Origin of the sequence: Pseudomonas inefficax (assembly GCF_900277125.1) — a bacterium.
GTDB lineage: Bacteria > Pseudomonadota > Gammaproteobacteria > Pseudomonadales > Pseudomonadaceae > Aquipseudomonas > Aquipseudomonas inefficax.
Map to the genome: position 1 here is coordinate 23574 of NZ_OPYN01000123.1, position 13031 is coordinate 36604.

Here is a 13031-nt window from a genome sequence, read left to right on the forward strand (position 1 = left end):
CGAAAATGAACAAGAAGACCCGCCTTGGATACATGGGGGTAGCACTGGGGGCTGTGCTGATCGGCCTGGGCGTGGCCTATGAAAGCCTCTGGTGCGATCCGCGCGAGCTGTTGCAGGAATCTGCCGACCCGCAGGCCCTGCACCGGCTCAGCCGGGACGGCGTGACCGTGGAGTTCGAGGCGCGGCCGCTGGCGGGGGGCGAGCTGCAGGAGGGCAGCTTCGCCAACATCCGTTTCAAGGTCAGCGACCAGGCCAGTGGCCAGCCGCTGTCGGGCATGGCCCCGGGGGCGTGGATCGACCCGACGCAGTCGGCCCCGGAGGGGGACCGCGACCAGAGCTGCAAGGCCCGTGTCGCGTTGTTCCTCAAAAGCAGTATCGGCGCCCGTCCGTTGCTCGACCTGAACAGCTACTTCCTGTTGATGATGAACAAGGACGCCAGCCTGACGGTGATCGACCCCACCGTTTCAGTGGGCGGCGTGACCAGTACCATGGCCCGTATCGACCTGCCTGGGCGGCCCATGGACTGGGTGGCAACCGGTGACGACAAGCAGGTGTTCGTGTCCATTCCCGAGCGCGGCAAGGTCTCGGTGATCGACACCGAAACCTTCACTCGCGTGGCCGACCTGGACGCTGGCGACCAGCCGCTGCGCGTGGCCCTGCAGCCGGACCAGCACCGGCTGTGGGTAGGCAACAACAGCAGCGACCCGGCCAAGGGCGGGGTAACGGTGATCGATGTACCGGGGCGTAACACCCTGAAAACCTTCAACACCGGCGGCGGCCACCACGAAATCGCCTTCAGTTCCGACTCGCGCTACGCCTTTGTCAGCAACCGTGACAGCGGCACCCTGAGCGTCATCGACATCCCGGAAATGCGCCTGGCCAAGACCATCAAGGTTGGCCCGCACCCGCTGTCGGTCAGTTATTCGGCGTTGTCCCAGGCGGTGTACGTGGTCGATGGCAAGGAGGGCAGCGTGCGCGTGTTCGATGCCCGCAACCACCAGCTGCGCCACACCGTCCAGGCCGAACAGGGCCTGGGGCCGATGCGCTTCAGCAGCGATGGCCGCTACGGCATCGTGCTCAATACCCTGGAGAACCAGGCCCTGGTGATCGACGCCAGTACCGACAGGCTGATCCACCGCATCCCGGTGGCGGCCGAACCGTACCAGCTGACCTTCACCAAGGGCTATGCCTACGTACGCGGCCTGGCGTCGCCGAAGGTGAGCATGATCAACCTGGCCAGCCTGGGCGAAGGGCGCTCGCCGATCATCCAGGGCTTCGAGGCCGGCCCGGCGGCGCCACGCCAGGCTGGTGACTTGCCGCTGGCTCAGGGCCTGTCGGTGTCACGCGACGACAATTCGGTGTTCGTGGTCAACCCGGTGGACAACACCACCTACTTCTACGCCGAAGGCATGAACGCACCGATGTCCGGCTACAACAACCGTGGCCACCAGGCTCGCGCCGCCATCGTCGTCGACCGCAGCCTGCGCGAGCTGGCGCCGGGGGTGTACGGCTCGACGGTGAAGATGCCCGCCGCCGGCAAGTTCGACGTGGCCTTCCTGCTCAACCAGCCGCAGATCATCCACTGCTTCAGCACCGACGTGGCCGCAGCGCCGAATACCGGCAAGCGCAAGGGCGCGCACGCCGAGTTCATCGGCCTGGACCGGCCGTTGTCGCAGCACAGCGCCATTACTGCACGGGTGCGCATCGTCGGCGACGACGGCCAGCCGCGCCTGGGCCTGAGCGACCTGAGCCTGCGCTACTTCCTGGCGCCTTCGTCGATGCCGCGCAACCTGCAGCTGGAGGAGGTGGGCGAGGGCATCTACCAAGCGGCCCTGACCCTGCCCGAAGCCGGCGCCTGGTACCTGCATGTGCAATCGCCGTCGCTTGGGCGCAGGTTCGCCGAGGAAAACTACACCAGCCTGCGCGTCCTGCCGGCCGCCACGTCCACCGTTTCCGAGAATGATGTGAGGAACCTGCGATGAACGCCAAGCATCCTTGCAAACTGTTGGCCCTGAGCCTGGCTTTTGCCGGCAACCTGGCCCTGGCCCATGGCGGCCACGATCATGACGGCCACGCCGCACAGCCGCCGGCGGCGCACCAGGAAAAGGCCAGCGTGCGCTTTGCCGATGTCTCGCTGCTGAACCAGGACGGTATGCCGGTACGCCTGGAGAAAGACCTGGTGGGCGACCATCTGGTGGTCATGGGCTTCATCTACACCAGCTGCACCACGGTGTGCCCGGTGGTGTCATCGATCATGGGCAAGGTCCAGCAGCAATTGGGTGGCCGGGTAGGGCAGGACATTCATCTGGTGTCGATCAGCGTCGACCCGCAACGTGACGACGCCAGGCGCCTGCAGGACTACGCCAAGGCCTTCCAGAAGGGGCCGGGCTGGAGCTGGCTGACCGGCACGCCATACGCTATCAGCGAAACCCTCAAGGGCCTGGGCAGTTTCAGCGCCGACCTCACTCAGCATCCGCCGCTGATTCTGGTAGGTGACGGGCGCACCGGGCACTGGACGCGCTACTACGGCTTCACCGACCCGGCAGTGCTGATCGATGAAATCAACCGCCTCGGCGCCCGCCGGGTGCATGCCAAGAGCACGGCGATTGCCGACCATCACGAGGTGCAACCATGAGCCAGACAAGCTCCCGCCGCGTAGGCATGCGCGGTTTTGACTGGCTGGTGCTGGGGGGCTGCCTGTGGATCCTCGCCTCGGTGGCGTTGGCCCATGAAGGCCATGCCGCGCAGGCGCCAGAACCGCAGCCGGCCCCGCCGGCGATGACCAGTGGCGGCGGCACCCGTGATGCCCAGACCTGGTTCACCGACACTGTGCTCAAGGACCAGAACGGCCGCGAGCTGCGCTTCTACAGCGATGTGCTGAAGGACAAGGTGGTGATGCTCAACGTGATCTTCACCCACTGCACCGACGCCTGCCCGCTGATTACCCGCAAGTTGCGCGAAGTACGCGAAACCATGGGGCCGCAGCTGGCCAGCCAGGTGACCTTCGTGTCGATCAGCAGCGACCCGCTCAATGACAGCCCGGAGGTGCTCAAGGCGTTTGCCGGGAAGCAGGGCGTGGACGGGCCCAACTGGTTGTTCCTGACCGGTGACAAAGCCAATGTCGACCTGGTGCTCGGGCGCATCGGCCAGTTCCTGCCCAGCCCCGAGCAGCATTCGACACAGCTGATTGCCGGCGATGTGGCCGGCAAGCGCTGGAGCAAGATCCGCCCGGATGCACCGCCGGCGGCGATTGCCCAACGCATGCAATTGCTGGCCCTGCCTTTGGCAGGGCGGTGAGCATCATGCGATCCCTGCGGAAGCGGCCATCGTGGGAATTCCCTTTGTGGGAGCGGCCTTGCGTCGCGAAAGGAGCGCGCAGCGCTCCCCGTTTTCTGGGATGGTGCAACTATTGCTGGGGCTGCTGCGCAGCCCTTTCGCGACGCAAGGCCGCTCCCACAAGGGCCGCATTCACAAGCGCGGCGCCCATAGGGCTTTCGGTCTGGTTGGCGTTCGTGGTCAGCATGGCACCCTTTTCTTCTGCCTTTGCCCTGGACCTGACCGAACATGAACAAGCCGGCAAACACCTCTACCGCCTCGGCATCTCCAGCAGCGACGCACAACTGCAAGCCCGGGTCGGCGCCAGCGACATGACAGTCCCCGCCAACGTGCTGCCCTGCGCCAGCTGCCACGGCAACGATGGCCGCGGCCGAGCCGAAGGTGGTGTGCGCCCGCCCAGCCTCGACTGGCAACGCCTGACGCAAGGCCAGGGCGAACGCGAGGTCAACGGACGACGCTATCCGGCCTACACCGACAGTAGCCTGGCCCGGGCCATCCAGCACGGCTTCGATCCGGCAGGCAATCGCCTGGATCCGGCCATGCCGCGCTTCGAGCTGACCCTGGCCGACCAGCGCAATCTCACGGCCTACCTCAAGCGCCTGGCCGAGGAACGCGATCCCGGGGTAGAAGAGGGCGTGTTGCGCCTGGGCACCTTGCTGCCGGCCTCCGGCCCGTTGGCCGAGGCCGGGCAGGTGGTGCGTGCGGTGCTGGAAGACGGCCTGACGCAACTCAACCAGCAAGGGGGCATCCACGGGCGACGCCTGGAACTGGTGGTGCTCGACCCAGGTGTCGACCCGGCCAGCGCCGAACGGGCCCTGCAGCAATTGCTGGAGCAGCAGCGGGTGTTCGCCCTGATCGCGCCATTGGCACCCATGCTCGACCAACGCCTGGCAACCTTGCTGGCACTCCACAATGTACCGCTGATCGGCAGCACCCCACACAGCGGCGGCAGCCCACAGATTTTCGACCCGTTGCCCGGCTTGCCCGCGCAATTGCTGAGCCTGGCCGGCCACGCCCGAGCGGCGCTGGGCGTGAAAGCGGGCGACCTGCGTGTGGTGTATGCCGGCAATGAACAAGCGGCGTTGGCCGAGCAGGTGCGTGAGCGCCTGCTCCAGCAGGGCTGGGCAACGCCTGCGGCCCAGGCCTTTGCTGGCCAGGCGGTGGACGGGCAGGGCATTGTCTTCCTCGGCCGTGCCCAGGCCTTTGCCGAACTGGCCTCGGCGTTGCAGGCCGCTGGTCGCCAGCCGTACCTGTTTGGTGCCTCCAGCCAAGTGACCGGCGCCGTGGCGCGCTTGCCCGAGTTCTGGTCGCAACGGGTGTTCCTGGCTTATCCCTACGTGCCCGAGGACTGGACCGAGCAGGGTTTGGCGACGCTGGCCGGTCTGCAGCAGCGCCACGGCCTCGACCCTCGCCAGGCGTCGCTGCAGGTCAATACCCTGTGCGCCCTGCGCCTGCTGAGCGAAGCGTTGAAGCAGACTGGCCGTGACACCAGCCGCGAGCAGCTGATTGCCGCGCTGGAAGGCCTGCATGATGTGTCCACCGGCCTGACCCCGGCCTTGGGCTTCGGCCCCGGTCGCCGCCAGGGCATGGCCGGTGCCCATGTGGTGGCGGTGGCCCTGCCCGGGCCGCGCTTTACCGCAGTCACCCCGTACCGGCCGCTGCCGGACAGCCCTTGAGCGGAGGTTGCCATGCGTGTTTTGTTGTTGTGCCTGTTGCAGGTACTGGCCAAGGCAAGCTGGGCCGATATGCCGGCGGCGCGGGTCAACGGTGTGGAGATCGGGACGATGCGCCTTGAGCGCTATTTCAGCGAATACCTGGACGCCCAGGGCCGCGCGGTGGCCAGTATCCGCAACCCGAACCTGTACCAGCGCCTGCGCGACCAGGCCCTGGAGGAACTGATCGACAAAGAGCTGTTGTGGCAGGAGGCCCAGCACCGCGGCATAGCCATCAGCGACGAGCAGGTGTCGGCGCATGTGGGCCAGGTCGAGGCCGCGCTTGGCAGCCCGGCAATTTTCGAACGGCGGCTGGCGGAAGCGGGTTTCGATAGGGCACAGTACAATGAGTACACCCGGCGTGAGCTGGCCGCGCAGCAGGTGTATGCCCAGCTCAGTGCGGTCGCCGCGCCCAGCCAGGCCGAAGTGGAGGCATTCTATGATGCCAACCGGGAAACCCTGCAAGGAGCGCAGCAACAAAGTGACGAGCCTTCGGTCATACGCGAACAGGGCCTGGTCCTGGCCAGGGCCACGCTCATCGGACAGCGGGAGGCGCAGGCGCGCCACTCCGTGCGCCAACGTTTGCGTGCGTCCGCTACGGTGGAGATCGCCGACTGAGGTCCCTGATGGCGTTTCCCCAATGATGGGGAATAACGATCTGGCAGTGTGCCAGCAGTTTCCCCGCATGTGGGGAACGGGGCCGGCGTGCCTGCCCGTCGCGTTGCGTATGTTGGACAGTGTCCTCGGAAAATCAATGACTTACAGTGGTGCAGCATGACTATTCACGCCTGGCACGAAGCCTGCTCAAGCCTGTACAGGGGCGCACTTCGCAGACCGGGTTACCGGGCAGTTCTTGGGAGTCGACCTTGGTGAACAGAGTATTGGTAGTCGATGACGAACAGACTCTTGCGCAGAACCTGCAAGCGTACCTGCAGGCGCAAGGCCTGGAAGTTCATGTTGCCCACGACGGTGCCAGTGGTATCGAGCAGGCCGCAAGCCTGGCACCGCAAGTGATCGTGCTGGATTACCGCTTGCCCGACATGGAGGGTTTTCAGGTTCTGGAGACCGTACGCAGGAACAGGCAGTGCCACTTCGTGCTGATTACCGCCCACCCCACTGTCGAGGTGCGTGAGCGGGCCGCCGAACTGGGGGTGAGCCATGTCCTGTTCAAGCCGTTCCCATTGGTGGAACTGGCCCGTGCGGTCTTCGACCTGATGGGCATCGAGCGCCGGCGCAGGGCCACGGACAACCCGGCTGAAGGGTTCGTCGAGCGACGCCAGAACAGGAACGAATCGTTCCCCCTGCAGTTGTACGATGGAAGCTGGGTTTTGGCCGACCGCCGCCGTAACGGCGCCAAGCCTCCAGGGCCCGACGACGATCAACTGCTCACAGGGGAATAGCGGCGCCCGCACCCCTGGCCGAGCCAGCCTGCGACGCGCCCCTGAGCGGAGTCGCAGGCCATGCCAGAAGCATTCGATGGATCACAGGAAGCGTTACCGCCTGCACCGGCCTCTTCGCGGGTAAACCCGCTCCCACAGGGGCACTGCAATCTTGAAGACCTCGGACATCCTGTGGGAGCGGGTTTACCCGCGAAAGGGCCGGCACAGGTAAAAGCATATTCTGCCTACCCCCGCGACCTCTTGGCCCAGGCCCGCCTGCAAACCAGCGACGAACGCCTGCTCACTCGCCTGGAACAACTGGCCTGCGACACCCCCGACACCTTCACCCAGCGCCTGGGCCTGACCCTGCATTACCCGGTGCTGGACAGCCACACCCTGCTGGCCAGCACCCCACGCTTCGACAAGGTCAGCCTGGCGATGTGCCTGAAGCGCGAGTTCGTGCTGATCGAGCAGGGCGGCCAACTGCTGGGCGTGTTCGCCGACCCCTTCGACCATGCCCGCCTGGCCTGGATCGACGATGTGCTGCAAGGCGCACCGCTTTACCTGGCCCACGCTGCAGACCTGGCCACCTTCCTGGCCCGCCACGAAGAAAGCTTCCACGCCGTGGACGCTCTTGACCACGATGCCGAAGCCAGCAGCGAAAGCGACCCGCTGCAGCGCCTGTCGCTGGCCAGCATCAGCGAAGACCAGAGCCGCGTGGTCAAGCTGGTCAACTCCACCTTGTACGACGCCCTGAAGCTGCACGCCAGTGACATCCACCTGGGCATGACCGGCCAGGGCCTGACCATCAAGTACCGTATCGACGGCGTGCTCAACGGTGCCGGCAAGGCCAGCGGCAGCGCCTTCGCCGACCAGGTGATCTCGCGCATCAAGGTGATGGCCGAGTTGGACATCGGCGAAAAACGCGTGCCCCAGGACGGCCGTTTCAAGGTTGCCGTGGGCGACCGGCAAATCGACTTCCGGGTATCGATCATGCCCAGCATCTTCGGCGAAGACGCGGTGCTGCGGGTGCTCGACAAACAGGACCTGTCCGACCGGGTCAGCGGCGTGCAGCTGCAGGCCCTGGGCTTTGCCGAGGAAACCCTGCGCGCCCTGCGCCGGTTGGCTGCCGAACCCTACGGCATGATCCTGGTCACCGGCCCCACCGGCAGCGGCAAGACCACCACCCTGTACGCCATGATCAGCGAGATCAACCACGGCGTGGACAAGATCATCACCATCGAGGACCCGGTCGAATACCAGCTGCCCGGCGTGCTGCAGATCCCGGTCAACGAGAAGAAGGGCCTGACGTTCGCCCGCGGCCTGCGCTCGATCCTGCGCCACGACCCGGACAAGATCCTGGTCGGTGAAATCCGCGATCCGGACACCGCGCAAATCGCCGTGCAGTCGGCGCTTACCGGCCACCTGGTGTTCACCACCATCCACGCCAACAACGTGTTCGATGTGATCGGCCGCTTCAGCCAGATGCAGGTCGACCCCTACAGCTTCGTCTCCGCGCTCAATGCGGTGCTGGCCCAGCGCCTGATCCGCCTGGCCTGCCCGCACTGCGCCACGCCGTGCGAAGTCGACGACGACACCCTGTACGGCGCGGGCCTGACCCGCGAGGGCGTGGCCGGCTGGAAGTTCGTCCGCGCCCAGGGCTGCGGCCAATGCCGCGGCAGTGGCTACCGTGGCCGCAGCGCCATCGCCGAACTGCTGCACCTGGACGACGACCTGCGGCAGATGATCGTCGAGCGCCGCCCTCTGTCGCAGATCAAGAACCTCGCCTGCCAGCGCGGCCTGCGCCTGCTGCGGGCCTCGGCCCTGGACTTGGTCCGTGATGGCCGTACCACTCTCGAGGAGATCAACCGTGTCACATTCATCTGATCGTGGCGTTTACAGATACAGCGCCGTGCTCGGCGCCGAAGGTGCAGGCCTGGGTAGCTGGCACGCCAATCACCATCAATGGCTGGGCAGCCGCGACTTTACCTGCGATGCCGCCCAACCGGCCTGGGAGGCCGCCGTCGACGCCCTGGCCACGCTGCTGACCGAGCATGCCGTGCGCGGTGCCCAGTTGCGGGTGCTGCTGTCGGCCCGCTACAGCCGCTTCTGCCTGGTGCCCTGGAGTGATGCCATCAGCCACCCGCGCGAGCTGGACGCCTACGCCCGGGCCTGTTTCGAAAACCTCTACGGGCAGCCGCTGGACGACTGGCGCATCGTGCTGTCGCCCGAGCCGGCCGGTGCCGCGCGCATCGCCACGGCGTTGCCCGAAGCCCTGCTGCAGCGGCTGCAGGCGCTGGGCCGGGAAAACCACCTGAGCCTGCGCTCGGTGCAGCCGTACCTGATGGCCGCCTACAACCGCTGCTCGGCACAGCTGGAGCAGGGCGACTTCCTGTTCGTCCTGGCCGAACCGCGCCGCAGCGTGCTGCTGCTGGCTGCCGGCGGGGCCTGGCAGCAAGTGCTGGCGCAAGGCTGCGCCGATAGCGATCAGGCCCTGCAAGCACTGATCGAGCGCACCTGCGAGCTGTACGGCGAGCACCTGCCACGGGTCTACCTGCATGCCCCGGGCCGGGGCGAGGTGCCGCAACTGGCGGCGGTGCAACTGTGCCAGCCGGCCAGCGATGCCGACCCGCTGTGCGCCATGTGGCGGGCGGTGGCCTGACATGCGCCGCCTCGACCTGGAATTCCAGCCCCGGCGCAACAGCCCGTTGGCCTGGTCGCTGCTGGCCGTGGCGAGCGCCATGGTCGCCGGCCTGGTGCTGCTGCAACACAGTTTGCAGGCCGAGCAGGTCGAACGGGAGACCAGCGTGCATAGCCTGGAGCAGCAACTGGGCCGCCGCCCAGCCACCGTCGCGCCACTGAGCAGCGCCGCCAGCCGCGAACAGGCCGAGCGCCTGGCCCAGATGCAAAGCGTCTCGCAGCAGCTGCAACGGCCCTGGCAGCAGCTGTTCGCCATGCTCGAAGCGCAGCCCCAGGACAACGTGGCGTTGCTCAGCCTGGCCCCCGACGCGCGCAAAGGCCAACTGCGCATCACCGCCGAGGCGCGCAACCTGGAAGCGATGCTGCAGTACCACCAACGCCTGGAAGCCAGTGCCGAGCTCAGCGATGTGTCGCTGCTCAACCACGAGGTACTGGCCACGCAGCCCGAGCGCCCGGTGCGCTTCACCCTCACCGCCACTTGGGAGACCGGCCATGCGCGCCCATGAATCGCTGAACAGCCTGATCCTCCAGGAGCACCTGCGTCGCGTCGGCCCGGTCGGCCTGGCGGCGGTTGCGGTGGGCCTGCTGGCCGTGGGCGTGCTGTGCGCCGGGGTGTTGCCGCAATGGCAGAACCTGCGCGAGCTGCGCGCCACCGAAGCGGACGCCAGCGTGCAGGTCGAGCGGGTCAGGCGTGGCGAGCTGAAGATCGCCGTCAAGCCCGGGCAGCAGGCGCTCGACAGCCTGCGCCAGCAACTGCCGGGGCAGCCCCAGGCCAGCGAGCTGATCGAGCGCCTGTATCACCTGGCCAGCGCCGAACATATCAGCCTGGCACGTGGCGAATATGCCCTGGGCGTCGACCCCAGAACGCAACTGGCGCGCTACCAGATCGTGCTGCCGGTGCGTGGCAGCTACCCGCAGATTCGCGGTTTTCTCAAGGGCCTGCTCAAGCAGTTGCCGACCCTGGTGCTGGAAGACCTGGAGCTGCAACGCAAACGCATTGGCGACAGCGAGCTTAACGCCCGCCTGCGCATGACCCTTTACCTGTCGAGGTCGTGATGAACACACAACGTGCTGTCATCTGGGTTGGCTTCCTCGGCGTCAGCGCGGCGCTGGCCTGGGCCCCGGGCCATTGGTTCGGCCAGGAAGACAGTGTTGCCCCCTTCGCGGGTGAACCCGCTCCCACAGGCCCCGTGGGCGCCGCCGACCCTGTGGGAGCGGGTTCACCCGCGAATAGGCCGGAACAGGCGTCTGGTGATCTCTTCCCAACCCAGCAATGGACCAAACCCCAGGCCCTTGCCACCGTCACCGAACAACCCGTGAACGCCGCCCCGGTCGCCCCCTCAGCCCCGACTGCCCCGGCCCTGCCATTCCAGTTCATTGGCCGCATGGGCGAGCGCGACGACCTGCAGATCTTCCTGCAGAGCGGCGAAAAACTCTACGTCGTGCGCCAGGGCGACGTGATCGAAGACACCTACCGCCTCGAGCGGGTATCGGCCAGCGAACTGCACCTTGTCTACCTGCCTTTGCATCAGTCGCAGACTTTGTCTGTAGGGAGCGCACCATGAAGTCGTCAAAGCTGTGCAAACCGGCTCCGTTCCTGCTTGTGGCGCTGTGCGTGGCCATTGCCGGCTGCGGTTCCAGTGCGGTACGCAAGGACAGCGAACAGTTGATGAAGGAGGGCCAGTACGAAGCCGGCATCGCCAGCCTGGAAGAAGCCCTGCGCGAAGACCCGCGTGACACCGAGCTGAACATCGCCCTGGCCCACAGCCGCCAGGCCGCGGTCGAGGCGCTGCTGACCCAGGCCGACGCCGACCGCATCCGCCACGACTTCGCCGGCGCCCGCATGGGCTATGGCCGGGTGCTGACCCTGGAGCCGAACAACCGCCGCGCCCAGGAAGGCATTCGCCAGCTGGAGCTGATCCGCACCCTCGACGAGCGCGTGGCGCTGGGCCAGGCGGCGTTGCGCCAGGGCGACCTGTTCGGTGCCGAGCGCTACATGCGCGAAGTGCTGCGCCTGGACCCGCAGAACCAGAAGGGCGTGGCCCTGCGCAGCGACATCGAGAACGTCCAGGCGCGCACCGCGCAACCGTTCCCGCAGCTGCGCAGCAAGCTGGAGCGGCCGGTGACCCTGGAGTTTCGCGATGCCAACCTCAAGACCATCTTCGAGGTGTTGTCCCAGGTTGCCGGCATCAACTTCATCTTCGACAAGGACATGCGCCCGGACATGAAGGCCACCATCTTCGTGCGCGAGTTGCGTATCGAGGACGCCGTGGCGCTGCTGCTGGAGCAGAACCAGCTGCGGCAGAAGATCGTCAACGAAAACACCCTGATGATCTACCCCGACTCGCCGCAAAAGACCAAGGACTACCAGGAACTGGTCATGCGTACCTTCTACCTGACCAGCATCGACTCCAACACCGCGCTGAACATGGTCAAGACCATGCTCAAGACCCGGGATGTGTTCGTCGACGAACGCCTCAACACCCTGACCATGCGCGACACCCCCGATGCCGTGCGCATGGCCGAGAAGCTGCTGCAATCGCAGGACCAGTCCAACCCCGAGGTGGTGCTGGAAGTGGAGGTGATGGAGGTAGCCACTTCGCGCATCCTCGACCTCGGCCTGCAATGGCCCAACACCTTCGGCGTGCTGAGCTCCGACGGCCAGCCGGTGAGCGTGCTCGACCAACTCAAGGGCATCGACTCCAGCCGCATCAGCATCGCGCCGGCGCCGCAGGCCAAGATCAACGCCCAGGACAAGGACATCAACACGCTGGCCAGCCCGGTGATCCGTGTCAGCAACCGTGAGCAGGCACGTATCCACATCGGCCAGCGGGTGCCGATCATCAGCGCCACCTCGGTGCCGTCCACCCAGGGCCCGGTGATCACCGAAAGCGTCACCTACCTGGACGTGGGCCTGAAGCTTGAAGTGCAGCCCACCGTGCACCTGAACAACGAAGTGGCGATCAAGGTAGCCCTGGAGGTGAGCAACGCCACTCCACTGGAGGCCACGCGTCAGGGCACCATTCCGGTCCAGGTCGACACCCGCAACGCCCAGACCACCCTGCGCCTGCACGATGGTGAAACCCAGGTGCTGGCCGGCCTGGTGCGCAACGACCACAACGCCAGCGGCAACAAGATCCCGGGCCTTGGCGACATCCCCGGCCTGGGCCGGCTGTTCGGCAGCAACAAGGACGACATGAGCAAATCGGAGCTGGTGCTGGCGATCACCCCGCGCATCGTGCGCAACCTGCCGTACCAGAGCCCGTCGGACATGGAGTTCGCCACCGGTACCGAGTCGGCCATGCAGGTGCGGCAGATGGCGCCGCTGCCGCCGGCAGACGTGCCTGGCAATGCCCCGGCCACCGATACACCGGTGGTGGAGAGCCAGATGGCTATCGCCCCGGCCAAAGGGAGCCCGCGGCCATGATCGCGCAGCGCCGCATGCAGGGCTTCAGCCTGATCGAAGTGGTGCTGACCCTGGCGCTGCTCGGGCTGCTTGCCAGCATGGCCGCGCCGCTGACCGAAACCGTGGTGCGCCGCGGCAAGGAACAGCAACTGCGCGAGGCGCTGTACCAGATTCGTGACGCCATCGACGCCTACAAGCGAGCGTTCGATGCCGGGTACATCGAGAAGCGCCTGGATGCCAGTGGTTACCCGCCGAACCTGCAGGTGCTGGTCGACGGCGTGCGCGATGTGCGCAGCGCCAAAGGTGCCAAGTTCTACTTCCTGCGGCGCATCCCGCACGACCCGCTGGTGGCGGCCAAGGGGGAGGACGAAGGCGGGTGGGGGCTGCGCGCCTACGACAGCAGCCCCGACAACCCGCGTGAAGGCGAAGACGTGTTCGACGTGTATTCCAAGGCCCGCGGCAAAGGCCTCAACAACATCCCCTACGGGCAATGGTGAC

The 13031-nt window shown here is 66.4% G+C and carries 13 protein-coding genes; all 13 read left to right on the plus strand.

What is annotated here, in order from left to right:
* Positions 1 to 5: 5 nt before the first annotated feature.
* The 13 genes from JV551A3_RS14445 to JV551A3_RS14510 all read left to right on the plus strand — a co-directional run bounded on the left by JV551A3_RS14445 (position 6) and on the right by JV551A3_RS14510 (position 13030).
* Positions 6 to 1982 (plus strand): cytochrome D1 domain-containing protein, encoded by a 1977-nt coding sequence (locus tag JV551A3_RS14445; RefSeq protein ID WP_133972092.1) that lies wholly within the window; start codon positions 6 to 8, stop codon positions 1980 to 1982.
* A complete protein-coding gene (locus tag JV551A3_RS14450) occupies positions 1979 to 2635 on the plus strand; it encodes an SCO family protein (protein ID WP_133972094.1) in 657 nt (218 codons plus the stop codon). Before JV551A3_RS14445 ends, JV551A3_RS14450 begins: the two co-directional genes overlap by 4 nt.
* Positions 2632 to 3297, plus strand: coding sequence for an SCO family protein (locus tag JV551A3_RS14455; protein ID WP_133972096.1), 666 nt, complete (start codon positions 2632 to 2634; stop codon positions 3295 to 3297). Before JV551A3_RS14450 ends, JV551A3_RS14455 begins: the two co-directional genes overlap by 4 nt.
* A 224-nt stretch (positions 3298 to 3521) precedes the next feature.
* Positions 3522 to 5012, plus strand: coding sequence for a cytochrome c/ABC transporter substrate-binding protein (locus JV551A3_RS14460; protein ID WP_133972098.1), 1491 nt, complete (start codon positions 3522 to 3524; stop codon positions 5010 to 5012).
* 12 nt (positions 5013 to 5024) lie between these two features.
* Positions 5025 to 5666 carry a SurA N-terminal domain-containing protein gene (locus JV551A3_RS14465; RefSeq protein WP_133978844.1) on the plus strand — a complete coding sequence of 214 codons (642 nt, stop codon included), beginning with the start codon at positions 5025 to 5027 and terminating at the stop codon, positions 5664 to 5666.
* A 248-nt stretch (positions 5667 to 5914) separates the two neighbouring features.
* A complete protein-coding gene (locus JV551A3_RS14470) occupies positions 5915 to 6448 on the plus strand; it encodes a response regulator (protein ID WP_031325917.1) in 534 nt (177 codons plus the stop codon).
* Positions 6449 to 6508: 60 nt separating this feature from the next.
* A complete protein-coding gene (locus JV551A3_RS14480) occupies positions 6509 to 8314 on the plus strand; it encodes a GspE/PulE family protein (RefSeq protein ID WP_235874576.1) in 1806 nt (601 codons plus the stop codon).
* Complete coding sequence (locus tag JV551A3_RS14485) at positions 8298 to 9089, plus strand: hypothetical protein (protein WP_133972106.1); 792 nt, start codon at positions 8298 to 8300, stop codon at positions 9087 to 9089. Before JV551A3_RS14480 ends, JV551A3_RS14485 begins: the two co-directional genes overlap by 17 nt.
* Position 9090: 1 nt before the next feature.
* Positions 9091 to 9633 (plus strand): PilN domain-containing protein, encoded by a 543-nt coding sequence (locus tag JV551A3_RS14490; RefSeq protein ID WP_133972108.1) that lies wholly within the window; start codon positions 9091 to 9093, stop codon positions 9631 to 9633.
* Positions 9620 to 10183: a type 4a pilus biogenesis protein PilO gene (pilO, locus tag JV551A3_RS14495; RefSeq protein ID WP_133972110.1), complete on the plus strand. Its 564-nt coding sequence runs from the start codon at positions 9620 to 9622 to the stop codon at positions 10181 to 10183. The genes JV551A3_RS14490 and pilO overlap by 14 nt, the downstream gene beginning before the upstream one ends.
* Positions 10183 to 10692: a hypothetical protein gene (locus JV551A3_RS14500; protein WP_133972112.1), complete on the plus strand. Its 510-nt coding sequence runs from the start codon at positions 10183 to 10185 to the stop codon at positions 10690 to 10692. The genes pilO and JV551A3_RS14500 overlap by 1 nt, the downstream gene beginning before the upstream one ends.
* Complete coding sequence (locus tag JV551A3_RS14505; protein ID WP_133972114.1) at positions 10689 to 12554, plus strand: secretin N-terminal domain-containing protein; 1866 nt, start codon at positions 10689 to 10691, stop codon at positions 12552 to 12554. Before JV551A3_RS14500 ends, JV551A3_RS14505 begins: the two co-directional genes overlap by 4 nt.
* Complete coding sequence (locus JV551A3_RS14510) at positions 12551 to 13030, plus strand: type II secretion system protein (RefSeq protein ID WP_015270589.1); 480 nt, start codon at positions 12551 to 12553, stop codon at positions 13028 to 13030. The genes JV551A3_RS14505 and JV551A3_RS14510 overlap by 4 nt, the downstream gene beginning before the upstream one ends.
* Position 13031 lies beyond the last annotated feature (1 nt).

What these genes read in the sequence shown, in the direction of transcription:
- pilO (WP_133972110.1), top strand. Translation starts at nt 9,620, where the DNA reads ATGCGCGCCCATGAATCGCTGAACAGCCTGATCCTCCAGGAGCACCTG.
- JV551A3_RS14465 (WP_133978844.1), top strand. Translation starts at nt 5,025, where the DNA reads ATGCGTGTTTTGTTGTTGTGCCTGTTGCAGGTACTGGCCAAGGCAAGC.
- JV551A3_RS14455 (WP_133972096.1), top strand. Translation starts at nt 2,632, where the DNA reads ATGAGCCAGACAAGCTCCCGCCGCGTAGGCATGCGCGGTTTTGACTGG.
- JV551A3_RS14500 (WP_133972112.1), top strand. Translation starts at nt 10,183, where the DNA reads ATGAACACACAACGTGCTGTCATCTGGGTTGGCTTCCTCGGCGTCAGC.
- JV551A3_RS14450 (WP_133972094.1), top strand. Translation starts at nt 1,979, where the DNA reads ATGAACGCCAAGCATCCTTGCAAACTGTTGGCCCTGAGCCTGGCTTTT.
- JV551A3_RS14445 (WP_133972092.1), top strand. Translation starts at nt 6, where the DNA reads ATGAACAAGAAGACCCGCCTTGGATACATGGGGGTAGCACTGGGGGCT.
- JV551A3_RS14505 (WP_133972114.1), top strand. Translation starts at nt 10,689, where the DNA reads ATGAAGTCGTCAAAGCTGTGCAAACCGGCTCCGTTCCTGCTTGTGGCG.
- JV551A3_RS14490 (WP_133972108.1), top strand. Translation starts at nt 9,091, where the DNA reads ATGCGCCGCCTCGACCTGGAATTCCAGCCCCGGCGCAACAGCCCGTTG.
- JV551A3_RS14480 (WP_235874576.1), top strand. Translation starts at nt 6,509, where the DNA reads ATGCCAGAAGCATTCGATGGATCACAGGAAGCGTTACCGCCTGCACCG.
- JV551A3_RS14460 (WP_133972098.1), top strand. Translation starts at nt 3,522, where the DNA reads ATGGCACCCTTTTCTTCTGCCTTTGCCCTGGACCTGACCGAACATGAA.
- JV551A3_RS14510 (WP_015270589.1), top strand. Translation starts at nt 12,551, where the DNA reads ATGATCGCGCAGCGCCGCATGCAGGGCTTCAGCCTGATCGAAGTGGTG.